This is a genomic window from Bradyrhizobium sp. B124, assembly GCF_038967635.1.
GTDB lineage: Bacteria > Pseudomonadota > Alphaproteobacteria > Rhizobiales > Xanthobacteraceae > Bradyrhizobium.
In genome coordinates, this window is sequence record NZ_CP152413.1 from 4,550,438 (window position 1) to 4,575,596 (window position 25,159).

A 25,159-nucleotide genomic window follows, 5' to 3' on the forward strand; every position below is an offset into this window, starting at 1 on the left:
GCCACAACACACGCGCGCATCAACGACGGTTCTCCAGCCTCGCCACACAACCACAACAACGGGAAACCAATCTCATGAAAAAGCTTCTGCTCGGTGCGGTCGCTGGTATCGCCTGCGCGGCTCCCGCGTTCGCGGCCGATCTTCCGGCGCGAACCTATCCGAAGGCGCCGGCCTATACGGCACCGGAGGCGGTCTATAACTGGACTGGCTTCTATATCGGCGGCCACGTTGGTGGTGCCTTCGCGGGCAACAGCAGCCTCGGCGGGGACAAGGCCCGATTCCTGGGCGGCTTGCAGGGTGGCTTCGACTACCAGTTCTCGAACTGGGTGATCGGTGCCGAGGTTCAGTTTAGCGGGCTCACCGGTAACGGTGGCAAAGGCTCGACCCTCCCGGCAGGCACCCTGGTAACAAGCAATCAGCTTGGCTCGATCACCGGCCGGCTCGGCTACGCCTGGGGCCCCGCGCTTCTCTACGCCAAGGGCGGTTACGCCGTCCGCGACAACCTCAATATCAGCGCCAGCTCCGGCGGAATTCCGGTGGTCGTTGCGACCAATGGCAGTCACCGGGGCGGCTTTACCCTCGGCGGCGGTCTCGAATACATGTTCGCGCGGAACTGGTCCGCGAAGGCCGAGTATCAGTACTACAACTTCGGCAACACCAGCTTCGCCGGCGGCCCCGCCACGATCGTCGGCGTCCGGTTCAGGGACGACGAGCATACCGTCAAGGTAGGCTTCAACTACCGCTTCGGCTGGGGTAGCTAGAGCGCTTTCGATGCCTGGCCGTCATGGCCGGGCTTAGCCGTTCGAAGAACGGCGTCGCTTCCGCTCGCCTATGCCCGGCCATCCACGTCTTTCTTCACGTTGGAAACCCAAGACGTGGATGCCGGGACAAGCCCGGGCGCATGACGATTAAGCTACCACCGCGCCGAACCTCACCGTCGCAACCGTTGATCCCGGATCGGCCCCGCCGCCGATATCGGCGCAACCTTCTGGGTCAGCCGCTGGCGGCCGACGAGGCCGGCGGTTGCCAGCATGACGTCGCCGCCGAACCACCAGGAGCCGATCACGAACTCCCAGGCGCGCGGCGGAATCTCGTCGAATACGATGCCATAGACCGACACCAGCGCAGCCAGCGCGGCGAGGAAGATGCCGCCCGCGCTCATGAGCTCGACGGCATCGATGCGCCCCGTGGCGCGCAAGGCGGGCCTTGGAATATCGATGCCGAGATAGAAGCCGACGGCACCGATCACGATCGTCGTCACGATGAAGGCAAGCGTACCGAAGAAAGCGATGTGCCCCTTCGCGAGCTGGGCGGCGACGAAGGTGCCGGCCATGGCACCGGCCATCGCCAGGCCGGTTCGCTGCAGCACATGCGCGGCGCGGCTGACCATCATCAGTTCGCGGGCGATCACGGCCCTCCCCTTGCTGCTCACGATCCTCATCTGCATGTTCCTTTCCAGCTCTACGCTCCCTCTCCCCGTTCTTACGGGGGGAGGGTTGGGGTGAGGGGCCGTCTCCGCAACAATGCTGGCTAGCGAACTCGCGGAGACTCCCCTCACCCAGATCGCATCTTCGATGCGTCGTAGCCGAAGCTCTGCTTCGGCGTTCTTAAGGACGGCCGCCGAAGGCGGCCTGCGCCTCTCCCCGCACGCGGGGCGAGGTAACCGGAGTCCTAGAACGGGTAGTAGCGGACCTGGGTCATGACGATGTGGTCGTCGGTCTTCGGCGCGCCGCCGACACCTTGGAAGGCGAAGCGCTGGTTATAGGAATACTGCACGCCGGCCTTGATCGCCCCGTAATCGCCCTTGAAGATCGTGTCGTAGAAACCGACCGTGTATTGCCTGACCTCCGAGGTGTTGCCGTTGCAGGTCGCCGCCGGCGAGTTCTCGATGTTGCATCCGAGATTGTTGTAGAGCGGATTGCCGTAGCCGAACGGCACCGTGCCGACATTGGAGAACGTCGCCTTGGTCTTCTCGAGGCCGGCATAGGCATAGAGATCGAGCGACGGCGTCGTGTGCCAGACCGTGCCGAGCAGGAACGCCGTGATCGGCAGCGGCTGGATCGAGCCGTCCTGGCGCACCGTCGCATCCGGGAACGGCGTCGCCGTGAAGCGGCCGAGCGCGCCGTGCGACGCCGAGCCCTGCAGCTCCAAGAGCTGCGGCACGATCTCCGCCGAGAAATGCCCGCCGAAGCTCACCGTGTTGACGTCGTGATTTGCGAAGTTGAAGCGATCGTAGAAATCGCGATACATCGCCCAGCCCTCGACATGCAGCTTGTAGGGCCCAAGCCGCGGATCCCACGCACCCTTCACGGTGAAATCAGGCACGTGATTGAGGCTGACATTGTTGGCGTTGTTGAAGAAGCTGCCGCCCGGCCCGGTGAGGTTGACCAGGAGGTTCGGGTTGAGCACGCCCTGTGGCCCAACCGCCGGCGTGCCGACCAGCGGGGTGTTGCCGCCGAAGAACGACGTCTGCGGATTTTCCGCCGAGACCGCGAGCTTGAACTCGGGCCCGATGTCCTGCCAGACGCGAATGCCGGGCTGCCGCGCCGCAAGGAAGCCGGGCACCGATTCGAAATCGATCACGCCGGGCGCATCGACCCCGCGCGGATCGATGCCGGACTTGCTCGGCGCATTCAGCGACCAGCTCTGACCGGCAAGCACGTGCAGGCCGAGATCGGTGCGGCTGACCTCGACGCTGGCCTGACGCAGCCGCGGGTTGAACGAGTTGGTGGCGACCGAGTTCGCGGTCTGCGCCGCGCCTTCGAAATCCATTTCGCCGTAGCCGGCGACGCGGGTGTTGGCGAAGATTTCGGCTTCCGCGAGCACCGAGAAGCGGGTCTGCCGCGCCGAGAAGCGCGACTCGCCGGTGTTGAAGTTCTTGCTCTGCGGGAACGGAATGAAGGCGTAGACCGAGCCGGTGTCGGAAGCGAGATTGCGGGTGCGATAGATGCCGGTGAGATCGACCCAGCCGCCGAAGGTGAAGGTGACGCCCTTGTAGCAGAGCTTGCCCGATGCGCAGGGATCGAACGGCACCGGCGCCTTGGCCGCCATACGCGTGTTCTGCATTGCGCTCTGTCTTGCCGCCAGCGCCTCCTCCTTGCGCGCCTGCACTTCCATTTTCTGTTCGAGCTGCTTGAGCCGCGTCTTCAGCGCCTTCAGCTCGGACGCATCGTCTTCCGCAAACGCAGAACCAGTCGACAGCAGCATGCTGCCGAGCAGAATTCCCCCGAGAATTCGCATCGCTTCTCTCCCACGCGAGGTTGTTTCCTCAGGCCAGAGAGAGCGGTATTCGAGGACTGATATTCGCGGCGGCCCGCAATATTCCGGTCACGTTTTTCTCATCGCGGCCGCGGGAATGTTTTGCCGCGACGGACGATATCGCGCGCGAGGGGTTAAGGTGTCGATGCACTGCGGAGGGTGGATTTTGCGCAGCACAATCCGCCTCTCAGCCTGCGGAGAGCGACGGCGGACATGTAACAACACCGGTCGCGAGATCGAATTGTCGTTCGGCGCCTGCTTCAGGCTGCCATGGACATTCGAAGGACGAAGGACAGCAACATGATCGGTGAAGTCATTGTGGTCGGTGACCTGAAGTTGCGGGATGACGCCTCGCTCGACGAATACAGCCGGCTGGGCGAACGCATGTACGACATCGTCAGCCGCCTTCCGGGATTCCTGTCGGTGAAATCGTTCAAGGCGGCGGATGGCGAGGAGCTCACCCTGTTTCGCTTTGCCTCGGAAGAGGCGCTTGAGACCTGGCGCCATCATCCGGAACATGTCGAAACCATGCAGCGCGGACATGCCGAATTCTACGCCAGCGGCTTCCTGCAGATCTGCAAGGTGATCCGCGAAGTCGGCCCGTTTGAGCATGCGTAACGGTGCGTAGTGCGTAGGGCGGATTAGCGTAGCGTAATCCGCCATGTTTGGTTGGCTTGCTCGGCGGGTTACGGCTTCGCCAAACCCGCCCTTCTCGGGCTGCGCCGCTCAGAACAGCGGCGGAATCTGCGCGACTTTCAGCGGTCCCAAAAACACCGCGCCATCGGCGAAGCGCAGCGGGAAGCTGCGCGCCTTCTTGCCTTCGAGCGTGGCCTCGGTGCCGAGCGAATTGATGCCGGCGGAGATGCCTGCATTGGCGTTCTGCTTGATCACCTTGCCGAGGCCGGGGATCGCGCGGTCCAGCGCGCCGAACAGATTGCTGAGGTCCTGGCTCTTCACACCAGGCGCGACGCGATCGAGCGTCGCCTGCGGCACGCCGTCCTCCAGCATCTTGTCGATGCCGAGCGCGGGAATGACGCGCTCGAGGCCGGCGACCGTCATCTGCAGTTCGCCCTCGATGCGGCCTTGCGCGTTGAGGCGGAGCGTGCCGGCCGCGACCGACAGCACGTCGCCCTGCTCGATCCGCGACTGCTGGATCTCGACGCTGCCGCCGGCCGCCTGGATCTCGCGGAAACGATCCGGCCATGGCTTCGGCGAAAAATCCTTCAGGCCGTTCAGCCGCGCATGGATGTCGGCGTTGAACGGCTGGGTGAGCAGCGGATGCACGTCCTGCAGGGTGCCGCCGGCAATCTGCAGCACGGTCTCGATCGCGGGGCTGTCCGGGGCCGAGCCGTCGACCTGCCTGCCGTGCAGCTCGATGTGATTGACGCGCATCAGCGGCGTCGGCGCGGGACCGCCGGTGCGGTCGATGGCGAGATTGTCGAACACCAGCGAGGCGCGCTGCGGCACTGCCGGCAGGCCGACCACGCTGGAGCGTCCCAGGCTCCAGTTGACTTGTAGCGTCGGCTGCGCGTTGCGCTCGGCGATCGTGGCCGGTCCCTTGAACTCGGCGATCACGAGCTTGGGATCGTAGACCTGTGCCACGACCAGGATTTCGGCCAGCCGCGCCACGAACGCCATCTGCGGCGAGGCGGTCTGCGACACCAGCATCACGCTCGGATCGGTGCAACGGACCTCGAATCGAAACGGGTACCCCGCCACCGAGCGCTTGTCGCAATCATAGACCCGGCCGGCCGTCGCCTCCTGCGCGCGCCAGGCATCGGCCTGCACGCCGACCTGCGAGGCGGCGAAGAACCAGAAGCCGCTCCACAGCACCGCGGCGATCAGGACCACGACAGGGACGGCATAGAGGCCGAAGCGCGAGCGACGGCGGGGGGCTGAGTTCAAATCGGACATGCGGCGTCCTTTGGCGGGCGAATTTGTCAAAATCGAAGCGGCAGCAGGCCGCGGGCAACCCTTACGCACCTGTTGTGCAATCCTCGCGCAACCTTTGCGTAACCCTTACGTAACCCTTGGAAACATCACGGAATCTGCTTCGCTTCGACGGCGTGTTCTGCTAGCCCATCTGCGCGATGTCAGCAATTCCTCCCCATTCCGAAACCGACGGCGACCTCTGGGTGTTCGGCTACGGCTCGCTGATGTGGAAGCCGGACTTCGAGTTCCTGGAGCAGGTGCCGGCACGGCTGATCGGCGAGCATCGCGCGCTCTGCGTCTATTCGTTCGACCACCGCGGCACGCCGGAGAAGCCGGGCCTGGTGCTCGGCCTCGACCGCGGCGGCGCCTGCCGCGGCATCGCGTTCCGCGTCGCCGCCCGCCTGCGCCACGACACCGTCGCCTATTTGCGGGCGCGCGAGCAGACCACCAACGTCTACCGCGAGGTGATGCGCTCGGTGTGGCTGGAGAATGCAGCGCGCGACCGCGTCAGTGCGCTGGCCTATGTGGTCGATCGCGGCCATGTGCAATATGCCGGGCGGCTGTCGCTTTCCGAGCAACTGCGCCTGGTGCAGCAGGGCCACGGTCGCTCCGGCAACAACCGCGATTATGTGCTCTCGACGGTCGCCGCGATCGAGAAGCAGGGCTTTCGCGATCAGCCGCTGCACCAGCTGGCGGTGATGCTGCATGACGCGGGCACGACGCTGCATCGCGATGCACGTGCGGCGGACGGGCTCGACCAGGCCTGAGTGCGGCAGCGCCATTGGCGTCGATCGCGTGCATTGAGGAACCGGTTCGCGGAATTTTGCCACGGCGCGAACAATATTGTGGTTTCAATTTCCGATCGCTGGAATGGAACGACTGGAATGCGCCCCTCATTGCTGAAGCTCGCCGCACTCGGCCTGCTGTTGCTGCTGAACACCCCGTCTTATGCCGGGCTGAGAGAGGATGGCGCGGCATGCGACGCCAAGGAGCCGCACCCGGAGCTCGCGATCCCCGCCTGCACCCGCCTGATCGCGGCCAATCCCAGGGGACGCGACCTCGCGATCACCTATTACAACCGGGCGCTCGCCTGGCATAACAAGGGCGATCTGGCGAAAGCCAAATCGGACTACGATCAGTCGATCGCGATCAATCCGTCGTTTGCGCCCTCCTACGGCCAGCGGGCCAAGGTCTATCTGCAAAACCAAGACTATGACCGCGCGCTGAGCGACTTCGATCAGGCCATCCGGCTCAAGCCTGCCGGTCCGTTCAGCGCCGGCTGGTTCAACAATCGCGCCGAGCTGTTCGTCGCCACCGGGGACTATGATCGCGCGCTGGCCGATTACGGCAAGTCCATCGAGCTCGATCCCAACTCGTGGTACGCCTATGTCAATCGCGCGCTGGTCTATGATTTCAGCGGCAAAGATCGGCTCGCGGCGCTGCATTGCCAGGATGCGATCAAGCTCGCGCCGCGCGCAGCCGGCCCCTATTATTGCCGGGCCGTGGTCGAGATCAGCGCCGGCGATCTCGACCATGCCGCACGCGATATCGAACGCGCGATCGGCATCCAGGATGGGCAAGCCGAATTCTACTCGCTGCGCGGCCTGACGCTCGCCAGCAAGGGCGAGCTCGACCAGGCGATGCGCGACTACGACCACGCCACGCAACTCAATGCACAGGGCGCGCTGAATTACGCACGCCGCGGTCTCGCCGACGAGAAGAAGGGCGATATCGACGCTGCGCGCACCGACTTCCGCCACGCGCTCGACGTCATCGGCCTCGATCAGCTCGACCGCACGCAGGGCCAGCGCATCGCCAGGGAAGGCCTGCAACGGCTGGATCAGGTCGCCACTACGGAGAAGAGCGTCGTCGCCGATCACGTCGCGACCAAACCTGACACGGTCAAGCCCGCCCCCGCGCTCGCCGCGGCCGTTCCGCTCGCGCCGATCGGCGCGGGCCCGAAGGCAACAACGACCGAACGGCGCATCGCCCTGGTCGTCGGCAACTCGAAATACCGCTCCGTCCCGGTGCTGCCGAACCCCGGCCAGGACGCCGCGGCGATCGCCGACACGTTGCGCGCGGTGGGCTTTCAGGATGTCCGCCTCGTCACCGACGCGACGCGGGACAGCCTGGTCGAGGCCCTCAAATCATTCGCCAGCGCGGCGGACGGCGCCGACTGGGCGGTGATCTACTATGCCGGCCACGGCATGGAGATGGCGGGCGAGAACTATCTGGTGCCGGTCGACGCCAAACTCGCCACCGACCGCGACGTGTCGTTCGAGGCCGTCGCCCTGACCCAGGTGATGGGCGCCACCGAAGGCGCCCGCAAGCTGCACCTCGTCATTCTCGATGCCTGCCGCGACAATCCGTTTGCCAACCAGATCAAGCGCACCGTCGCATCACGCTCGATCGGCAGGGGATTGGCCCAGGTCGAACCCGACAGCGGCACGCTGGTCGTCTACGCCGCCAAGCACGGCCAGGTCGCGCTCGACGGCGACGGCGGTCACAGCCCGTTCGTGACCGCCCTGATCAGGCGCATGCAGACCCCGCGGATCGAGATCCGCAAGCTGTTCGACCTCGTGCGCGACGACGTCATGGCGGCGACGGATCGGCGCCAGCAGCCCTTCAGCTACGGTTCGGTGCCGGGAGCTGAGGATTTCTACTTTGTCAGCGCGAGCCAGAATGCGGCGAAGTAATCCGTGTCCGCGCGGCCGAGAACGATGCGATCGAGAGTACGACCGCCGTCCGGCATTTGTTGCGGCTAGACAAATCGCGGCGGCTGTATGGCGGCGGCCTGTGACATTTAGGCTTTTGCATCGCGGCACGGACGGATAGAAGCTCATCCGCGAACATCGACACTGATGCAATGAACCTCTCCGCCCCATTCATCCGCCGGCCGGTCGGCACCACGCTGCTGTCTCTTGGACTGGTGGTGGCGGGCATCATTGCGTTCTTCAAGCTGCCGGTGTCGCCGCTGCCCGACGTCGACATCCCGACCATCATGGTGCAGGCGACCCTGCCCGGCGCCAGCCCGGCGGATGTCGCGTCCACCGTGGCGAGCCCGCTCGAGCGCCACCTCGGCCAGATCGCCAGCGTCACCGAGATGACGTCGACGTCTTCGCTCGGCTCCGCCCGCGTCACGCTGCAATTCGACATCGACCGTGACATCAACGGCGCCGCGCGCGACGTGCAGGCGGCGATCAACGCCGCGCGCGCCGACCTGCCGACCAACCTCCGCGCCAACCCCACCTACCGCAAGTTCAACCCGGCCTCGGCGCCGATCCTGATCTACACCCTGACCTCGGACACACTGACGCCGGCCGAGCTCTATGACGCCGCCTCGACCGTGCTGGCCCAGAAGCTGTCGCAGGTCGAGGGCGTCGGCGAAGTCTCGGTCGGCGGCGGCTCGCTGCCCGCGGTGCGCGTCGAGCTGATCCCGCCGGCGCTCTACAAATACGGCATCGGGCTCGAGGACGTCCGCGCAGCGCTGTCGAGCGCCAACGCGCACAGCCCGAAGGGCGGCATCGACGTCGGCGACCAGCGCTACCAGATCTACGCCAACGACCAGGCGCGGAAGGCCGCCGACTACAAGCCGCTCGTCGTCGCCTACCGCAACGGCGCGGCGGTGCGCCTGACCGATGTCGGCGACGTCATCGATTCCGTGGAGAATGTACGCACGCTCGGCCTTTCCAATGGCAAGCCGGCCGTCGTGATGATCGTGTACCGGCAATCGGGCGCCAACATCATCAAGATGGTCGATAGCGTAAAAGGGCTGATGCCGCAGCTCAGGGCCTCGGTTTCGCCCGCGATCGACATCACGCTGGCGATGGACCGCTCGAAGACGATCCGGGCCTCGCTGCACGATGTCGAGATCACGCTCCTGATCGCCGTCGCGCTGGTGATCCTGGTCGTGTTCGCCTTCCTGCGCAATGCGCGGGCGACACTGGTGCCTGTCGTGGCGGTCGGCGTGTCGCTGATCGCCACCTTTGCCGTGATGTATTTGCTGGGCTACACGCTCGACATCTTCTCGCTGATGGCGCTGACGGTGGCGACCGGCTTCGTGGTCGACGACGCCATCGTGGTGCTGGAGAACATCGCCCGTCACTTGGATGCCGGGATGTCGCGGCTGGAGGCGACGCTGGTCGGCACCCGCGAGGTCGGCTTCACCGTGCTGTCGATGAGCGTGTCGCTGATCGCGGTGTTCGTGCCGATCCTGCTGATGGGCGGCCTGGTCGGCCGCCTGTTCCGCGAATTCGCCATGACCATCACCATCGCGATCGTGATCTCGCTGGTGGTCTCGCTGACGACGACGCCGATGATGTGCGCGGTGCTGCTGCGCAAGGAGGAAGGCCAGCCGCATGGCTGGATCTACCGGATCAACGAGCGCGCCTTCGAACTGATGCTGAGCGGCTACCGTGCCACGCTCGGCCTCGCGCTGCGCCATCCGCTGCTGGTGATGCTGATCCTGGGCTGCACGCTCTATCTGAACGTCCATCTCTACACGGTGGTGCCCAAGGGCTTCGTTCCGCAACAGGATACCGGGCTGTTGATCGGCTCGATCCAGGCCGACCAGAGCACCTCGTTCCAGCTGATGCAGCAGAAGCTGACGCAGTTCATCGACATCGTGAAGTCAGATCCGGCGGTCGATACCGCGGTCGGCTTCACCGGCGGCGGCGGCGTGGGTCCGGGCGGCACCAACACCGGCACCGTGTTCGCCTCGCTGAAGCCGATGAACGAACGCAAGCTGCGCGCCGACAAGGTGATCGAGCGGCTGCGCGATCCCTTGGCAAAGGTGGCGGGCGCCACCCTGTTCCTGCAATCGATCGGCGATCTCGGCGCCGGCGGCCGCTCGGGCAACGCGGCGTATCAATACACGCTGAAGGGCTCGACCTTCGAGGAGCTGAACGAGTGGACGCCCAAGCTCGTCGCCGCACTGCAGAAGGAGCCGACGCTCGCCGACGTCAACACCGACCAGCAGAACAAGGCGCTGCAAGCCAATCTGGTCATCGACCGCGACGCCGCCTCGCGGCTCGGGATCACGGTCAGCCAGCTCGACAACACGCTCTATGACGCATTCGGGCAGCGCCAGGTCTCGACCATCTTCGTCGCGCGCAACCAGTATCACGTGATCATGGAGGTCGCGCCGCGCTTCTCGCAGGACCCGCAGACCCTGAAGGAGGTCTATATCTCGACCTCGGGCGGATCGGCGACCGGCACGCAGAGCACCAATGCGGTGGCCGGCACGGTGGCCTCGTCGTCGCAGAAGAGCTCGATCAGCTCGGTCGCCGCCAATGTGGTGCGCAATCAGGCGACCAACTCGATCGGCGCCACGGGCAAGGGCGTCGCCTCGACCGGAACCGCGGTCTCGACCAGCGCGGAGACGATGATCCCGCTGTCGAGCGTCGCCCGCTTCGAGCACGGCGAGACGCCGCTTGCGGTCAACCACCAGGATTTGCTGGTCGCCAGCACCATCTCGTTCAATTTGCCGCCGGGCGTCTCGCTCAGCACCGCGACCACCACGATCGAGAACGCGATGCACACGCTCGGCATGCCGGCGGGCATTTCCGGCGGGTTCGCGGGCTCCGCAAAGATCTTCCAGCAGGCGCTGGCGAACGAGCTGTTTCTGATTCTCGCAGCACTCGCGACGATCTACATCTCGCTAGGCATGCTCTACGAGAGCTACGTCCACCCGCTGACCATCCTCTCCACCCTGCCCTCGGCCGGCGTCGGCGCGGTGGCGGCGCTGATGCTGTCGCACACCGATTTCGACATCATCGGCATGATCGGGGTGATCCTCCTGGTCGGCATCGTCAAGAAGAACGCGATCATGATGATCGACTTTGCGCTCGACGCCGAGCGCCAGCGCGGGCTGTCGTCGCGCGATGCGATCTACGAGGCCTGCCTGATGCGCTTCCGCCCGATCATGATGACGACGCTCGCCGCGCTGTTCGGCGCGGTGCCGCTGATGATCGGCCTCGGCGAAGGCAGCGAGCTGCGCCAGCCGCTCGGCATCGCGATCTTCGGCGGACTGATCCTGAGCCAGATCCTGACGCTCTACACCACGCCGGTGGTCTATCTCTATCTCGACCGCGCCAGGCTGTGGGTCCAGCGCCGCCGCGCCGCCCGACGGGCACGGCGGGCCACGGCACGCGCGTCCTGACCAGAGCGCGCGCTCACAAATCCGAAGCGCGCGCAGAGCAGCGAGATCCGCGTTAGCCTTGCACAGCAAGCGTCGGCGATGCCTGAGCGAATGTCCGCCAAGGGCCAATAGCAGTCGTGAGCAGATGCAGCAAAACTGGCACCAAGGCTATTTCGGTGCGGACAGTCTATCAACTTCCTGTTGGAATTTCTGCAGGTCATAGCCCGCGCCTTGTAGCATCGTGCTGTTGAAACGGACCAGCGCGGCGGTTGCAATGGCCTCCTTTATCTGAGCATCGGTCGCACCAGCAGCTTTTGCCAATTTGGTGTGACCGTAAACGCAATAGACACAGGGAATCTGTGCTGCCACACCGAGGGCAATGAGTTGCTTGGTCTTCGCGTCCAAAGCCCCCTTGGGATTCATCAAGGCCAGCTGTAGGTCCCAATGCTGCTTCAGTGCCTGGTCAGGAAGTGTCTGCTTGAAATAATCAGGGGCCTCCTGCGCGCTGACGCCTGGTCCCGTTGCCAAGGCCAACAACAGCGCTAAACCAGCACTCGCTAGTAAGGTTCTCATGACTGATCTCCCTTGAGGGGACGCCGACAAAATAATCGGCGCGCAACCATGGTCTCCTGCAATGAAAGTCGCCGCATCGCCTCCCTGTGGCTCGACCACACCAGCGGCTTGCAGCTGCCTTGATTACAGCAGGGAAATGCTACCGGCGAAATATGCTCAATGGTCTATTTTGCGCAGCAGCAATTGGGCGCCGCCAATGTCTCTTGCAGGTCACAAGAGGACATCTCGGCGACCGCCTGTCAGCCTTACCTCCCAAGGCGGACGTCCCGGATTTATGAGATCAGGTTGAAGCGTCATCGTGCTTTGGCTTCTTGTCTGAGCGTGTTCTCCGCGCAGAACGCGACCAGCATCCTGATCGGCCGCGACGGCAACATCGTGCATCACGGCTTTGGGCAGCAGAGCGACATGGCACTCGGCGCCATCATCGCAGCCGAGCTGGCCGCACCGCACGGGTGATGCCGGCCCACACTGCCTGCAACCCATTCCCGCGGCTGCGTTATGACGGCGTCGCGGAATGCGTGATAGCGTTTCGCCAACCAGACCCATCGCCTTGCGGGAGGATGTCATGAAGACCTATCAGCTCTACATCGACGGCCAGTATGTCGACCCCGCCAATGGCGAATGGTTCGACAGCATCGATCCCTATCGCGGCGAGGCCTGGGCCAAAATTCCGCGCGGCTCGGCGGCCGATGCCGACAAGGCAGTGAAAGCCGCCAATGAGGCGATGTGGCGCGGCCCGTGGGCGAAGATGACGGCGTCCGCGCGCGGCAAGGTGATGCGCAAGCTCGGCGACCTCGTCGCGGCCAACGCGGAGCGTCTCGCCGAGATCGAAGTGCGCGACAACGGCAAGCTGATGGCCGAGATGCTGGGCCAGCTGCGCTACCATCCGGAATGGTGGTGGTATTTCGGCGGCCTCGTCGACAAGCTCGAGGGCGGCCTGGTACCGATCGACAAGGCGGATACCTTCGCCTACACGACGCATGAGCCGGTCGGCGTCGTCGCGGCGCTGACCGCCTGGAATTCGCCGCTGCTGTTCGTCGCCTGGAAATGCGCCGCCGCGCTCGCCGCCGGTTGCGCCGTGGTCGTGAAGCCCTCGGAATTCACCTCGGCCAGCACGCTGGAGTTCGCGGCGCTGACCAAGGAGGCCGGAATTCCCGACGGTATCTTCAACGTGGTGACCGGCTTCGGGCCCGAGGCAGGCTCCGCATTGATCTCGCACCCCGGCGTCGCAAAAATCACCTTCACGGGATCGGACGCCACCGGCGCAAAGGTCTATGAGACCGCGGCCAAGAGCCTGAAGCGGGTCTCGCTCGAGCTCGGCGGCAAGTCCCCCAACATCGTATTCGAGGATGCCGACCTGACGGCGGCTGCGGCCGGCGCGATCTCCGGCATCTTCGCCGCCACCGGCCAGACCTGCATCGCCGGATCGCGCCTGCTGGTGCAGAGCTCGATCAAGGAGACGTTCGTCGCGCGCGTGCTGGAGCTGGCGAAGTCCGCCAAGATCGGCGATCCCATGCAAGCCGACACCAATGTCGGCCCGATCACGACGCCGGCGCAGTACAAGAAGGTGCTCGACTACATCGATATCGCGAAGGCCGAAGGCGCGCGCTGCCTGCTCGGCGGCAAGCCGGCCTCCGGCGACGGCATCAAGGGCGGCCAGTTCGTCGAACCGACCATCTTCACCGACGTCGACAACACCATGCGGATCGCGCGCGAGGAGGTGTTCGGCCCGGTGCTGTCGATCATCTCCTTCGACACCGAGGAAGACGCCATCCGCATCGCCAACGACACGATCTACGGCCTTGCCGCCGGCATCTGGACCAAGGATCTGGCGCGCGCCATCCGCGTGCCGAAGCAGCTCCGCGCCGGCACCGTGTGGGTCAACACCTACCGCGCCATCAGCTACATGATGCCGTTCGGCGGCATGAAGTTCTCCGGCGTCGGTCGCGAGAGCGGCATCGACGCGGTGCGCGAATATCAGGAGACCAAGAGCGTCTGGATCTCGACCGCGACGGACGTGCCGGCGAATCCGTTCGTGATGCGGTGAAGAAGGTCCGGTATGCACCTCTCCCCGGTGGGGAGAGGCGCATCAAGCCCGCAGACTCACAAGACTGCCCACGTCACGGCGCAACCAGCGAAAGTGCCAGTAACGCCAAGATCAGGGCCGGAGGCGTTACAAGGATTCCCAGCCGGAAGAACTGCAGCGCGCTGACGTGTTCGCCTTCGCGGCGCAGCGCGATCAACCACAGGATGGTCGCAAGCGAGCCCGTGACCGACAGATTGGGTCCGAGATCGACGCCGATCAGGACGGCGCCCGTGACGTGATGCGACACCTGTGCGGCTTGCGTCGTCGTCGCCGCGATCAGCCCCATCGGCAGGTTGTTGATGAGGTTCGAGGCGATCGCCGTGATGATGCCGGCCCCCCATGCGGCTGTGTGCGGCGACAGCGCGGCGGTTCGCTTGAGCTCTTCGGCGAGCGCCGGCAGGACGCCGGTCCGGTTGAGCCCTTCGGCCAGAATGAACAACCCGGCGACGAGAGGCAGCACCGACCAGGAGATATCGCGGGCGACAGAAAGCGGCGATTTGCGGCCGAGCAGGAGAACGATCGCGGTTACTACGGCACCGCAGGCGAAGGTCGGGATTCCGAGATCAAGACCGAGAGCCGATGCGGCGAGCAGCACCACGGCTGTCGCGCCGATGCCGGCCGCCACGATCGCAGCGCTCCTCGTCAGAATGGCCGGCTCTCCGTCGCGCTCATCGACGTCGCCCAGCAGGCTCTTGCGCAAGCTGATCCGGAGCATGATGAAGGTCACTGCGATCGCCACGATCGACGGCAGCAGGAAGTAGTGCAGCCACTCCGGCAGCGTCGGCATCCGCGCGCCGAACAGGACGAGGTTGGCCGGGTTCGAGATCGGCAGCACAAAGCTGGCAGCATTGGCGATGAACGCGCAAACGAACAGATACGGCAACGGCTCGACCTTCGCGGTACGGGTCGCGGCATAGACCGCGGGCGTCAGCACGACCGCAGTGGCGTCGTTCGACAGGAAGATCGTGACCAGCGTACCGACCGCGTAGACGATCGAGAACAGCCGGGACGCCGAATTGTGCGCTTGCCTGACGGCCTGTTCGGCAAGCCAGTCGAACAGGCCCTCCTTCCGTGCGACCTCGGCCAGCAGCATCATGCCGATCAGAAAAAAATAGACGTCCGTGCCTTTCCCTGCGGCTGCGACGGCATCCCGCCATGGCAGCAGATCGAAGGCGATCAGCAAGACGGCGCCGGTCACCGCCCAGATGTATTCCGGCAGATTCCACGGACGGGCGATGACGCCCAGGGTCGCAAGACCCGCGATGCCCCAGGTCGCGGCATTGTTGGCGAACATCAGGCGACACCTGCGACGTGTGAGGCCGTCGCGCCTGATGCCCGCCCGGGCTTCGTCGCACAGGCGGGTTTCAGCAACGGAGCGAAGACACTCCACAGCGCGACCGAGACCGCGGCGAAGCCGCCGAGGATGAGAAACATCGGCCCGTAGCCGAACTCCTGCGCGATCCAGCCGCCGATCGCCGGACTGAGCGAGGCGCCGATTCCCTGCACCGTCATGACCGCGCCCTGACCGGCGTTGATCCGCCCGGTGCCGTCCAGGATCCGCGCGACGAGGCCCGGCACCGCGACGCTTTGAAGGCCCGCCCCAACCCCATCGAGAATCTGCACCGGATAGACACCCCATCTGTTCAAGAGCCAGGCCGCGATGCTACCCCGGATCGGCAAAGCCATGAACGACACCAGCAAGACCAGCCAGTAGCCTTCCTTTTCGGCCATCCGCATCGCAGCCAGCGAGGTCAGGATCATGGTGCCCTGGGCGATGACGATGGTCATGGCGACAAAGCTCGCGGGGTCGGCCTGCTTGTCGGCAACGACGGCCAATCCGTAGAGCGGAAGCATCGCGGCATTGCCGAGGTGGAAGAACAGCAGCGCTGCGGCGAGGACCAGCAGTGGCTTCGACTCGAACAGCACCTGCAGCCCGCTGGCGGGCCTGTTGTCACCGGCCTCGTGTTCGAGCCCGCGCGCTGCGTCGTCGTCGATGGACGCGCTCGGGATCAGCAGCACGGAAATGATGGAGAGGACGCCAAAGACCGCGGCGAGCCAGAACACCGCCGTGAAGCCGTACATCCAGCCGGCGAATCCGGACAGCCCGGCGCCCACCATGTTACCGGCGTGGTTGAAGGCCTGGTTGCGGCCGTTCTGCCGATTGAAGCCGGCCTGGCGGACGATGCCCAGCGTGATACCGGCGACGGCCGGGCCGATCGCGGCGCCCGCGATCGCGGTCGCGACCTGGGAGGCGGCCACCAGCCAGAACTCCTGCGACAGCAGCACGATGCCGGACGCAATGACGGTGCAGATGCCGGGGATGATGACGAACAGCTTCTTGCTGCGCGTGGCGTCGATCAGGGCCCCTGCCGGCGTCGTCATCAGCATCCCGGCGATGCCGCCCGCCGTCATCACCGTTCCGATCCAGCCGCTCTGCCAGCCATGCGCGAGCAGAAACACGCCCAGGAACGGGCCGATGCCGGCCTGCATGTCTGCCATGAAGAAGTTCAGCGCGAGCAGCGGACGCAGCGCGCCATCTCGTTTTGCGTTGTGTGTGGTCACCGGCGCTGCTCCTCAGAAACGCGAAATGAGGAAGATGCCGGCCATCATCAGAACCGCGCCGGCCGCGCGGCCTGGCGTGAGCGCGTGAACCGTCATGCCGAACCAGCCGTATTTGTCGACGAGCAGAGACATCAGGATGTTCGCGGTGATGGTGAGGCCGCCGAACGTTCCTGCACCGACCTGTCCGACGAAGAGAAGACCGGCCACGACGGCGAACGCACCGATGAGGCCGCCGAGGGGCGCCCACCAGGGCATCGCCGCGATGCTTTCGCGGGTCGGGAACGGATGCGGCTGACACATCCAGATGACAGACAGGAACGCGACCACCGGCAGGAACGAGACGATGCTCGACAGCCACGGGTTCTCCATCGAGTTGCGCAAGGCGTTGTTCATGGGTGGACCCCAGGCCTGCAGCGCGCCCGCGACGAGGATGATCGGATAAAGCCAGACGGCACCGAGATTCTGCATCGTCACCACTTCCGCCCGTTACGGTTCGGCCCCAGTTGCGTTGCGAAGAGATGGCGTTCCGGCCATGCGCCGATCGAGCCGGCATCACTTCCCGTGGAGCTGCGACCAACGCCGCTCGCGTCGCATTCGATGACGTCGCTGTCCGTTGCGCCGTTCTCGTCTGTCACGCGCACTTCGAGGCGGAACATTCCACGGCCGGCAAGGATCGGTGCCGTGAAGATGCCGCGATCGCCAGGAGACATCGGACTCCACGGACCGTCGTCGACGCGAAACGCGCCGGACGTAACAGTTGCAGCACCCCAGGCGCAGGCACGGATGAGACGCGTCGGTGCGGCCTCGGCCTCACGGAGATCGAGCCGCCGGTCCGCGGGCGACGTGATCATGACGAAGGGCCAGGGCGAATCGAGCGGCTTGAAGCGCCAGCTCACGACATCGCCGTCGAGCGCGGCGAAGCTGAAGCCGACGGGTCCCTCTTCGATCTGTCCCGTCGATCGCGTCGCGGCATAGATGGTGCGTCCGTCGTGAGCGATCTCGTTATAATGCGTGTGGCCCATGGCGACGAGACGGGCACAGCTCAGGTCGAGCAGCTGTGACAGTCGCTCGGCTTCTTCACCGAGATCGGCCGGATAGGCGTGCATGAAGACGACACAGGCTTTCCCATCGCGCTGCGCTTCGGCAAGCCGATCCTTCAGCCAGTCGAACTGTTCGGCGCCCAACCTGAAATCCGGACCGCCGGCGCCCTGCGAGACGACGTCCAGGAACAGACATAGGTGCCCTCGAATCTCCTCGGCAAAAGGCAGTTGCGGGACACCAAGTCCGCGATAGAAGCTGTCAAGCGATCGCGGCTTGAAGTCGTGATCGCCCGGAATCGCGCGCCATGGAAGACGGAGTTCGTCGAGTCCACCGCGCACCAGGCCGAACTGATCGTCGGTGCCGTCGTCGGCATTGTCGCCAGGCAGATAAACGAAATCGACGTCACCAGCGACGCTCCGGTTGAGTTCGCGCACGATGCGGATGAAGTCCTGATGGTTTTGCAATCGCTGCTCGGTCAGATGCAGGTCGCCCATCTGCACGAACCGCAACGGAATCTCTTCGCGTAAATTGGACACAACATCTCCCAATGTGTGATTGATCCGTCCGCTTGCCGGCTCCTCAATGGAGCCAGAGCCGGTTGAGTTCCGGCTCCGGCCGCCATTTCTGACGTCGGGTCGCTGCCGGGGCGAAGCCCCAAGCCTCAGGCAGCCTCGTGTCCGTTGCCGACCAGCTTGGCCTTCCGAATCCGGCCGCCCAATTCAACGTGCAGTTCGTAGGTCTCACCGTTTCGCCGGCCCTCGATTTCGAAGTGCTTGGGCTTGCGACGCGGCGCGCCGACCGGCTCGAACCCGGCCGCGCGCGCGGCCTCGATCGCCGCGGCGGGGTCCGCAGGCTCGTGATGACCATGATCGGGCTTCCTCTTGTGCTGGATCATCACGTTCTCACGGCCGCAGGCGAAACGCGTCACCTTGAGCTCGGAGGGCTTCTGTTCGCCTTCCAGCTCGACGTCGGCTCCGATCCGAAGCTTGACGAGGTCCGCTCCGTGCGGCGTGAGATCGGCAAGTACTGCACCATTCGCAGTTTGAACCACGAAGCGGTGTGCGAACACGTGCACGATCTTCCCGGATAATTTGATCTGGTCTTCGGACATTCTGGTCTCCTGATTTTCATTCATTCGTCATTCGTTCACAGCGCTTTGGGCCCCGGAGGTGGCGGCGGGGGCGGTACATCGGCCCGCGGGGGCGGAGGAGCCCCAGGCGGCGGTGGCGGTGGTGCATCCGCGCGCGGCGGCGGCGCTCCAGGAGGCGGTGGCGGCGGCGCGTCCGCCCGCGGCGGCGGAGGTGGCGCCCCTCGAGGCGGATGCGGCGGGGGACCGAAGGCTTCCGCCCTGCCGTCGGCATGCGAAACGATCTGGGCGTGGACGATCCCGCGCTCGAATATGCCCTCGACCGTCACGGTCTCGCCTTTGGTCGCCAAGCCGGCACGTTCTCCGCGCGGTCCGAGGTCGACCAGCGCCCGACCGCTGCCGTCGTCGATGATGAACTTGTTGCCGAAAATCTCGGCGACGCTGCCGCGCACCGCGGATGGACTTCCAGGCTGCAGCGCATTGATGGCGGTCGGCTGCAGCAGCATGACGCTGCGCGGTTGCCAATTCTGGGCGAGTCTCACCCCACCCGCGCCGCCGGCAGCACCGACGGCGAGTACGGCGAGTGCTGCACCTGCCAGCAGGGCTCGATGCCGCGGCTGTCGGCGCGCCGGGGGCGATGGGGCGGCATCTGGATGTGAATGGCTCTCGGTCATCGGGTGGTCCCTTTCGATTGCGATGACCGAAGCCTAGGACACCGCCCCCAATCCAGCCTGAACCGTTTCGTTCAGGTTGGGTTAAGCTCCCGGGCATAGGTCCCGTCCGAGGTGGAAGCGGCATGAAAATCCTTCTGGTGGAAGATGATCGCCTGCTCGCGCAAGAGATTGCCCGCGCCTTGCGTGAGGAAAACTTCGCGGTCGATGTGGCGGCGAACGGCGAGGACGGACAGCATCTCGGCGAGACGGAATCCTACGACGTCGCGGTGCTCGATCTGGGATTGCCCAGGGTGCCCGGGGTCGAGGTGCTACGTCGATGGCGAAAGCACGACCGGCATTTGCCGGTGCTGATCCTGACCGCGCGCGACGGCTGGACTGAAAAGGTCGAGGGCTTCAAGGCAGGAGCCGACGACTATCTGACGAAGCCGTTTCGGACCGAGGAATTGGTCATGCGCCTTCGTGCGCTGGTCCGTCGTGCCTCCGGGCATGCCGCGCCGCGCATCTCCTGCGGCCCTCTGACGTTCGAAACACAGACCGGGGTGTTCGAGTTCAACGGCCTTCCGTTGAAGCTGACTGCGCTGGAATGGCGCGTTCTGGAGTGCCTTGTCCTGCGCAAGGATACCGTGGTCGAGCGCGGCCTGTTGACGGAGAAGGTCTACGAAGGGGATATCGGGACGGACTCGAATTCGATCGAAGTGATCGTCGCCAGACTGCGCCGCAAGGTCGGGAAGACGCTGATCGAGACCGAAAGAGGCCGCGGCTACAAGCTCAACTCGGGATCTTGATGATGAGCCAGAGCACGTCGCTCGGCCGACGCCTCATGATCGGGGCCGGCATATTCATCACCGCCGCGCTCGTCGTGGCCGCGGTCCTGATCTCGTTCGTTCTGCATCGTTTCGTGCAAGGGCAGATCGATCAGAGGCTCGATGCCCAGATCCAGTTTCTGTCTTCGATGCTCGACGTCGATGGTAGCGACAATCTGCGCCTGGCAGGATCCGCCGACGGCCCGCCTTTCGATCGGCGCCGACACGGCTGGTACTGGAAGATCTCCGGACCAAAAAACGTGCTGCGGTCCCGGTCACTCGATGGCGCGGACCTGTCGCCTCCCGACATCCGTGACAGGCCCCCGCCGCCTCCGCCCCCGCCTCGTCGGGCCGACGATCCGCCTTCACGAAGCCGCCCGGCTCCGGCCGATGGCGTGGGTCCGGACGACCGCAGGCTCCACTTCCGCATCCTGAACGTGTCCGCATCCGGCGTTCCGGCTACGATCGTCGCGTCCGCGCCCAGGGATGCGGTGCTCGGACCATTGTGGGAAGCGATGCGCACATTGGCGCTGTCGCTTGCGGTGCTCGGCATCGCGTTGATCGGCGCCATGCTGATCCAGGTTCGCCTCGGACTGCGACCGCTCGAGCGACTTCGTCGCGCGGTCGCCGACGTACGATCAGGGCTTCGCGAACGTGTGCCGGATGCTCAGCCGAGCGAGGTACAGCCGCTGGCGACCGAACTCAATGCGCTGCTGGTCCAAAATGCCGCAAACCTCGATCGGGCGCGCAAGCACGTCTCCAATCTGGCGCACGGCCTGAAGACGCCTCTCGCTACGCTGGCCATTGCGCTGCAGAAGCAGACGCCGGGGTCCGATGATCTTCACGATCTCGTCGTGCTGATGGACCGCCGCATCCGCCATCATCTGGGGCGCGCCCGGTCGGCCGCACTCGGCGGTCCGGTCCGCACCAGAACGGCGGTCGCATCACGCGTCGCCGATCTTGCCCTGGTCCTCGGCAAGGTGAACGCCGATAAGTCGACAACCTTCGTCAACACCATTCCGCCCGGGCTGTCGGTGGCGTGCGAGCAGCAGGACATCGACGAGATGCTCGGAAACGTTCTGGAGAATGCGTTCTCCTGGTGCCGAAGCAAGGTTCTGGTCAGATCGAGCGAGGACGGCAGGAGCGCGGTCATCGTCGTGGAGGACGACGGACCGGGACTTTCGCCGGAGCAGATGTCGGCGGCGACACAGGCCGGCCGACGGCTCGACGAGAGCTCTCCCGGATTCGGCTTCGGGCTGTCGATCACGCGAGAGCTCGCCGAGCTTTATGCCGGCTCCCTCGCTCTGGACCGGTCCTCGCTCGGCGGGCTCCAGGTCGCGATACGCCTGCCTTCCGCCGGCATCGATTGACCAACCTCGGATATGCCCGCCGGCGCGGAGCGTCGCAGCGCGCGCCCTACCCCTTCGCCGAACCCGGCACGCCGCCGAACAATTTCGCCTGCTCGGCGCGGCCGGCGTCGACGATGCGGGTGGTGGCGGTTTCGATCGCCTCGCGCAGGCGGGTCATGAACTCCTCGCGCGGCAGGCCCGGCGGCAATGGATCGAGGAATTCGACCACCAGCGTGCCGGGATAGCGCATGAAGGTGCGGCGCGGCCAGAACAGGCCGGAATTGAGCGCGACCGGCAGGCACGGCACGCCGCTCTCGGCATAGATCTGCGCGACGCCGGCCTTGTAGTTCGGCGCGGCGCCGGGCGCGGTGCGGGTGCCTTCCGGAAAGATCACGAGCTGCCGGCCGAGCTTCACCTCGGCCGCCGCACGCTTCAGCGTCTTGATCAGCGAGCGCGGGCCGCCGCCGCGCTCGACGGAGATCATGCCGACCTTCTTGAGGTACCAACCGAACACCGGGATCATCATCAGCTCGCGCTTGAGGATGAACAGCGGATGCTCGAAGAAGCGCACCAGCGCGAACGTCTCCCAGAACGACTGGTGCTTGGAGGCGACGATCAGCGGGCCTTTTGGAATCTTCTCGACGCCGCGGAACTCGATCCGGATGTTGCAGATCACGCGCATCAGGAACAGGCTGATGTTGGCCCATGCGGCCTCGATCGCCATCATCGCGCCGCGCGGCAGCAGCAGCGCCGGCAGCGCGACGATGCAGAGCAGCACCAGCACCAGGTAGAACAGCGCGTTGAAGATCAGCGAGCGCAGGAAAATCATTTCAGTCCTTGTTTGAGCATGATCTCCGCGCAAACGCGTTCCGCGCTTGTCGCGAAGGAAAACCGCTCCGCACTCTTCCGGATCATGCCTAGTCCCTATTCGCCTGCGCCGTCGCCGGGCGGCGTGGCACGGCTGCCGGCTCGGCGAGATCGGAGGTCAGGTCGAGGCCGATATCGGCCAGCCGCACCCGCATCTCCGCGGCGACATATTTGGCGTATTCCGATAGCAAGAGGCGGAACGTTCCGCCACTCGTCCACCACGGCTCGTCGCGCCATTTGTCGCCGACCACCGCGAACGGGATCAGCGTGATATCGGGCATCGCATGTGACAGTTCCACGATCGCGCGCGGCATGTGGTAGTTCGACGTCACCACGATCAGCGACTTGAAGCCGCGCTCGTGCGCCCAGCGCCGCGTCTCCGCCGCATTGCTGCGGGTGTTCACCGCCGAGCGGTCGAGATCGACGCAGCACCGCATCAGCCCCTGGCTGTCCGGAACCGAGCGCGAAATGTCATTGGCGTCGTTGGTCGGATGCACGCCGGAAATCAGCAGGCGCTTGCCGTAGCCCGCCGCCAACAGCTCCATGGCGTCGGACACCCGCGACGAGCCGCCGGTCAGCACCACGATGCCGTCGGCATTGTGCGGCGGATCGGTCTCGACACCGCGCAATTGCGACAGGAAGCCGATGAAACCGACCGCGGCGGCAACGAAGGCAAGCGCCAGCGGCACGACGATGACGACGCGCAGCCAGCCGCGCGCCTGCGCGGCATGGCCTTTCGGCGACGTATCGTCGGGCTGCAAACTCATGTGATGCTGATATCCTTCCCCCCGCCGATTTTAGAGCATGATCCGGAAAAGTGGAAACCGGTTTTGCCCGGCCAGGGCCGTGCGGATGCGGGCGAAATCACACTCTGGCGACGACCGCGATCACGAAACCGGCCCCATGATTGCGACGCCGCGGGCCGTCAGTCGATGTCGTCGAGCGTGGCAAACAGGGTGCGCCGCGACGCCCATGCGGTGATCGCCGCGATCAGCACCGCCTGCAACGCCAGGACGAGGTAACCCGACGGACGCAGCGAGAACGTGCCGAGCAGCGCCGCGAACTGGTCGCCCACCGGCGTGCCGGAGAACCAGTTGGCGATCGACTCGGAGAAGCCGAACGCCAGCATCGCCGCGCCGCCGCCGATCAGCCCGCCCTCGAGACCGAGCCGGAGGAAATGCCGCAGGAAGCGGTTGGCGATGAAGCTGTCGCCGGCGCCGACGAAATGCAGCACCTCGACGATCGGACGGTTGGACGCCATCGCGCCGCGGGTCGCGAACGACACCGAGATGATGGTGGCGATGATCACTAGGATCAGGATGCCGACGCCGGCAAACACCGTGGCGCCGGTCATCGAGCGCATGCGCTCGATCCAGGCGCGGTGATCGTCAACGCTCGCGGTCGGCGCCACCTGCGTCACCCGCGCGCGCAACGCGGCGAGATCGAGCGTGGTGCCGGGCTGCACCCGCGCCACGATCACGCGCGGCACCGGCAGCTCGTCGATCGAAAGCCCGCTGCCGAGCCAGGGCTCCAGCAGCTTGGCGGATTCCTCCTTGCTGAACGGACGGACCTCGAGAATGCCGGACTGCGCCCGCATCGCCTCCACGGCGGCCTGCGCATCGCGATCGAGATCGCGGCCCGGCGCGGGGCGCACCTGGATGGTGATCTCGCTCGACACTTCGGACTGCCATTCGGCCGCCGACGCGCTGACCAGCAGCACGGTGCCGGTCGTCAGCGAGGCGAGGAAGGTCATGATCGCGACCACCGCGACCAGCGCGCGGCCCGAGATCGAGGCGCGCGGCACGATCGGCGACATGTTGCGCGCGGTGGCCGGGACCTGCGGGCGCTCGCGCCCGAGATCGACCAACGACACTTTCTCGTCGCCGCTCCTACTCATAGATGTGCAGCCGTCCCTGATGCAGCACCAGCCGCCGCGCCTCGTATTGATCCATCAATGTGATGTCGTGGGTCGCGATGATAACCGCGGTGCCGGATTTGTTGAGCTCGATGAACAGCCGCAACAGACGGCGCCCGAGCGTCGGGTCGACGCTGCCGGTCGGCTCGTCCGCCAACAGCAATTGCGGCCGCGAGATCACCGCGCGCGCGATCGCCGCGCGCTGCTTCTCGCCGCCCGACAGGATCGGCGGCAAGGCATCCATGCGCTCGCCGAGGCCGACCCACTTCAGGAGGTCGATCACCTCGCGGCGATAGGTCGATTCCTCGCGGCCCATCACCCGGAACGGCAGCGCGACGTTCTCGTAGGTCGTCATATGGTCGAGCAGGCGGAAATCCTGCAGCACGATGCCGATCCGCTTGCGCAGGTCGGCGACCTGGTCCTTGCTCAGCAGGGAGACGTCCTTGCCGAACAAATTGACCAGCCCGCGGGTCGGCCGCAGCGACAGGAACAGCAGCCGCAGCAGCGAGGTCTTGCCGGCGCCGGACGGCCCGGTGAGGAACTGGAACGAGTGCGCCGGGATCATGAAGGAGAGGTCGCGCAAAATCTCCGGGCCGAGCCCGTAACGCAGACCGACATTTTCGAACCGAACCAATGCGCTAGCTCCGTTCGAGAGGGCCTGTGGCCCAATACCCAGCTCCAGAGCCTTTTCCGTTCCGATGAAATCGGAACGAGGCTCTGGATTCTTGTTTGGACGCGTTTTCTTCACGCGAACCGGTACCCACTTCGCTCGAAAACGCTTTCGCGGCCCGAACACCCGCCGAGCGGCCGCGAACCGCACAGAAAGCTTGTGCGTCGATTATGGTTTCCGATTCGTTAACGGTCGCTCGGTAC

22 protein-coding genes and 1 pseudogene are annotated in these 25,159 nt (G+C 65.3%); 10 read left to right on the forward strand and 13 right to left on the reverse strand.

The window, feature by feature from the left end; translation table 11 throughout:
* The first annotated feature begins 74 nt into the window (after positions 1–74).
* On the forward strand, positions 75–761 hold the full coding sequence (locus AAFG13_RS21825) for an outer membrane beta-barrel protein (protein WP_342713297.1): 687 nt from the start codon (positions 75–77) through the stop codon (positions 759–761).
* 170 nt (positions 762–931) lie between these two features.
* On the opposite strand, the gene AAFG13_RS21830 is transcribed toward AAFG13_RS21825, so the two are convergent.
* Both AAFG13_RS21830 and AAFG13_RS21835 read right to left on the reverse strand, forming a co-directional pair.
* A complete protein-coding gene (locus AAFG13_RS21830; RefSeq protein WP_342713298.1) occupies positions 932–1,447 on the reverse strand; it encodes a hypothetical protein in 516 nt (171 codons plus the stop codon).
* 224 nt (positions 1,448–1,671) lie between these two features.
* Complete coding sequence (locus AAFG13_RS21835) at positions 1,672–3,240, reverse strand: hypothetical protein (RefSeq protein WP_342713299.1); 1,569 nt, start codon at positions 3,238–3,240, stop codon at positions 1,672–1,674.
* A 318-nt stretch (positions 3,241–3,558) separates the two neighbouring features.
* Here AAFG13_RS21835 and AAFG13_RS21840 point away from each other — a divergent pair, with 318 nt between their 5' ends.
* Complete coding sequence (locus AAFG13_RS21840) at positions 3,559–3,876, forward strand: antibiotic biosynthesis monooxygenase (protein ID WP_212318216.1); 318 nt, start codon at positions 3,559–3,561, stop codon at positions 3,874–3,876.
* Between the two features lie 108 nt (positions 3,877–3,984).
* On the opposite strand, the gene AAFG13_RS21845 is transcribed toward AAFG13_RS21840, so the two are convergent.
* On the reverse strand, positions 3,985–5,172 hold the full coding sequence (locus tag AAFG13_RS21845) for a DUF2125 domain-containing protein (RefSeq protein WP_342713300.1): 1,188 nt from the start codon (positions 5,170–5,172) through the stop codon (positions 3,985–3,987).
* Positions 5,173–5,348: 176 nt separating this feature from the next.
* On the opposite strand from AAFG13_RS21845, the gene AAFG13_RS21850 reads away from it, so the two are divergent.
* The 3 genes from AAFG13_RS21850 to AAFG13_RS21860 all read left to right on the forward strand — a co-directional run bounded on the left by AAFG13_RS21850 (position 5,349) and on the right by AAFG13_RS21860 (position 11,350).
* Positions 5,349–5,957 (forward strand): gamma-glutamylcyclotransferase, encoded by a 609-nt coding sequence (locus AAFG13_RS21850; RefSeq protein ID WP_342713301.1) that lies wholly within the window; start codon positions 5,349–5,351, stop codon positions 5,955–5,957.
* Positions 5,958–6,074: 117 nt separating this feature from the next.
* Complete coding sequence (locus AAFG13_RS21855; protein ID WP_212318222.1) at positions 6,075–7,886, forward strand: caspase family protein; 1,812 nt, start codon at positions 6,075–6,077, stop codon at positions 7,884–7,886.
* A 170-nt stretch (positions 7,887–8,056) separates the two neighbouring features.
* A complete protein-coding gene (locus AAFG13_RS21860; protein WP_212318224.1) occupies positions 8,057–11,350 on the forward strand; it encodes an efflux RND transporter permease subunit in 3,294 nt (1,097 codons plus the stop codon).
* A 147-nt stretch (positions 11,351–11,497) separates the two neighbouring features.
* On the opposite strand, the gene AAFG13_RS21865 is transcribed toward AAFG13_RS21860, so the two are convergent.
* Complete coding sequence (locus AAFG13_RS21865; RefSeq protein WP_342713302.1) at positions 11,498–11,902, reverse strand: carboxymuconolactone decarboxylase family protein; 405 nt, start codon at positions 11,900–11,902, stop codon at positions 11,498–11,500.
* Between the two features lie 342 nt (positions 11,903–12,244).
* Between AAFG13_RS21865 and AAFG13_RS21870 the strand changes: the two are divergent.
* A pseudogene (locus AAFG13_RS21870) lies at positions 12,245–12,358 on the forward strand (TlpA family protein disulfide reductase); the annotation flags it as partial.
* Positions 12,359–12,467: 109 nt separating this feature from the next.
* The gene (locus AAFG13_RS21875; RefSeq protein WP_212318230.1) at positions 12,468–13,949 is read left to right on the forward strand and encodes an aldehyde dehydrogenase; all 1,482 of its coding nucleotides are present in this window, start codon (positions 12,468–12,470) and stop codon (positions 13,947–13,949) included.
* Positions 13,950–14,022: 73 nt separating this feature from the next.
* Here AAFG13_RS21875 and AAFG13_RS21880 read toward each other — a convergent pair whose 3' ends face one another.
* The 5 genes from AAFG13_RS21880 to AAFG13_RS21900 all read right to left on the reverse strand — a co-directional run bounded on the left by AAFG13_RS21880 (position 14,023) and on the right by AAFG13_RS21900 (position 18,702).
* The gene (locus AAFG13_RS21880; RefSeq protein WP_342713303.1) at positions 14,023–15,282 is read right to left on the reverse strand and encodes an arsenic transporter; all 1,260 of its coding nucleotides are present in this window, start codon (positions 15,280–15,282) and stop codon (positions 14,023–14,025) included.
* A complete protein-coding gene (locus AAFG13_RS21885; RefSeq protein WP_342713304.1) occupies positions 15,282–16,550 on the reverse strand; it encodes an MFS transporter in 1,269 nt (422 codons plus the stop codon). Before AAFG13_RS21885 ends, AAFG13_RS21880 begins: the two co-directional genes overlap by 1 nt.
* Before the next feature lie 12 nt (positions 16,551–16,562).
* A complete protein-coding gene (locus AAFG13_RS21890) occupies positions 16,563–17,018 on the reverse strand; it encodes a DMT family transporter (RefSeq protein ID WP_212318415.1) in 456 nt (151 codons plus the stop codon).
* Positions 17,019–17,020: 2 nt separating this feature from the next.
* Positions 17,021–18,127, reverse strand: a complete 1,107-nt coding sequence (locus AAFG13_RS21895) for a metallophosphoesterase (protein WP_342713305.1) — start codon at positions 18,125–18,127, stop codon at positions 17,021–17,023.
* 125 nt (positions 18,128–18,252) lie between these two features.
* Positions 18,253–18,702 (reverse strand): hypothetical protein, encoded by a 450-nt coding sequence (locus tag AAFG13_RS21900; protein ID WP_342713306.1) that lies wholly within the window; start codon positions 18,700–18,702, stop codon positions 18,253–18,255.
* Between the two features lie 266 nt (positions 18,703–18,968).
* Here AAFG13_RS21900 and AAFG13_RS21905 point away from each other — a divergent pair, with 266 nt between their 5' ends.
* From AAFG13_RS21905 to AAFG13_RS21915, 3 genes are all read left to right on the forward strand, one after another.
* Positions 18,969–19,337: a hypothetical protein gene (locus AAFG13_RS21905; RefSeq protein WP_342713307.1), complete on the forward strand. Its 369-nt coding sequence runs from the start codon at positions 18,969–18,971 to the stop codon at positions 19,335–19,337.
* 137 nt (positions 19,338–19,474) lie between these two features.
* Complete coding sequence (locus tag AAFG13_RS21910) at positions 19,475–20,137, forward strand: response regulator transcription factor (protein WP_212318238.1); 663 nt, start codon at positions 19,475–19,477, stop codon at positions 20,135–20,137.
* A 2-nt stretch (positions 20,138–20,139) separates the two neighbouring features.
* Positions 20,140–21,525 carry a sensor histidine kinase gene (locus AAFG13_RS21915; protein ID WP_249132577.1) on the forward strand — a complete coding sequence of 462 codons (1,386 nt, stop codon included), beginning with the start codon at positions 20,140–20,142 and terminating at the stop codon, positions 21,523–21,525.
* A 46-nt stretch (positions 21,526–21,571) separates the two neighbouring features.
* Here AAFG13_RS21915 and AAFG13_RS21920 read toward each other — a convergent pair whose 3' ends face one another.
* The 4 genes from AAFG13_RS21920 to ftsE form a co-directional block, all read right to left on the reverse strand.
* Positions 21,572–22,333: a lysophospholipid acyltransferase family protein gene (locus tag AAFG13_RS21920; protein ID WP_342713308.1), complete on the reverse strand. Its 762-nt coding sequence runs from the start codon at positions 22,331–22,333 to the stop codon at positions 21,572–21,574.
* Positions 22,334–22,421: 88 nt separating this feature from the next.
* Positions 22,422–23,138 (reverse strand): YdcF family protein, encoded by a 717-nt coding sequence (locus tag AAFG13_RS21925; protein WP_212318244.1) that lies wholly within the window; start codon positions 23,136–23,138, stop codon positions 22,422–22,424.
* 158 nt (positions 23,139–23,296) lie between these two features.
* Positions 23,297–24,268: an ABC transporter permease gene (locus AAFG13_RS21930; protein ID WP_212318246.1), complete on the reverse strand. Its 972-nt coding sequence runs from the start codon at positions 24,266–24,268 to the stop codon at positions 23,297–23,299.
* Positions 24,261–24,920: a cell division ATP-binding protein FtsE gene (gene ftsE, locus AAFG13_RS21935; protein WP_021079468.1), complete on the reverse strand. Its 660-nt coding sequence runs from the start codon at positions 24,918–24,920 to the stop codon at positions 24,261–24,263. The genes AAFG13_RS21930 and ftsE overlap by 8 nt, the downstream gene beginning before the upstream one ends.
* Between the last annotated feature and the right edge of the window lie 239 nt (positions 24,921–25,159).

Coding starts and splice junctions, on each gene's coding strand:
- AAFG13_RS21860 (WP_212318224.1), top strand. CDS start 8,057: ATGAACCTCTCCGCCCCATTCATCCGCCGGCCGGTCGGCACCACGCTG.
- AAFG13_RS21920 (WP_342713308.1), bottom strand. CDS start 22,333: ATGATTTTCCTGCGCTCGCTGATCTTCAACGCGCTGTTCTACCTGGTG.
- AAFG13_RS21840 (WP_212318216.1), top strand. CDS start 3,559: ATGATCGGTGAAGTCATTGTGGTCGGTGACCTGAAGTTGCGGGATGAC.
- AAFG13_RS21900 (WP_342713306.1), bottom strand. CDS start 18,702: ATGTCCGAAGACCAGATCAAATTATCCGGGAAGATCGTGCACGTGTTC.
- AAFG13_RS21865 (WP_342713302.1), bottom strand. CDS start 11,902: ATGAGAACCTTACTAGCGAGTGCTGGTTTAGCGCTGTTGTTGGCCTTG.
- AAFG13_RS21850 (WP_342713301.1), top strand. CDS start 5,349: ATGTCAGCAATTCCTCCCCATTCCGAAACCGACGGCGACCTCTGGGTG.
- AAFG13_RS21845 (WP_342713300.1), bottom strand. CDS start 5,172: ATGTCCGATTTGAACTCAGCCCCCCGCCGTCGCTCGCGCTTCGGCCTC.
- AAFG13_RS21875 (WP_212318230.1), top strand. CDS start 12,468: ATGAAGACCTATCAGCTCTACATCGACGGCCAGTATGTCGACCCCGCC.
- AAFG13_RS21890 (WP_212318415.1), bottom strand. CDS start 17,018: ATGCAGAATCTCGGTGCCGTCTGGCTTTATCCGATCATCCTCGTCGCG.
- AAFG13_RS21855 (WP_212318222.1), top strand. CDS start 6,075: ATGCGCCCCTCATTGCTGAAGCTCGCCGCACTCGGCCTGCTGTTGCTG.
- AAFG13_RS21880 (WP_342713303.1), bottom strand. CDS start 15,282: ATGTTCGCCAACAATGCCGCGACCTGGGGCATCGCGGGTCTTGCGACC.
- AAFG13_RS21930 (WP_212318246.1), bottom strand. CDS start 24,268: ATGAGTAGGAGCGGCGACGAGAAAGTGTCGTTGGTCGATCTCGGGCGC.
- AAFG13_RS21830 (WP_342713298.1), bottom strand. CDS start 1,447: ATGCAGATGAGGATCGTGAGCAGCAAGGGGAGGGCCGTGATCGCCCGC.
- AAFG13_RS21915 (WP_249132577.1), top strand. CDS start 20,140: ATGAGCCAGAGCACGTCGCTCGGCCGACGCCTCATGATCGGGGCCGGC.
- AAFG13_RS21925 (WP_212318244.1), bottom strand. CDS start 23,138: ATGAGTTTGCAGCCCGACGATACGTCGCCGAAAGGCCATGCCGCGCAG.
- AAFG13_RS21910 (WP_212318238.1), top strand. CDS start 19,475: ATGAAAATCCTTCTGGTGGAAGATGATCGCCTGCTCGCGCAAGAGATT.
- AAFG13_RS21835 (WP_342713299.1), bottom strand. CDS start 3,240: ATGCGAATTCTCGGGGGAATTCTGCTCGGCAGCATGCTGCTGTCGACT.
- AAFG13_RS21825 (WP_342713297.1), top strand. CDS start 75: ATGAAAAAGCTTCTGCTCGGTGCGGTCGCTGGTATCGCCTGCGCGGCT.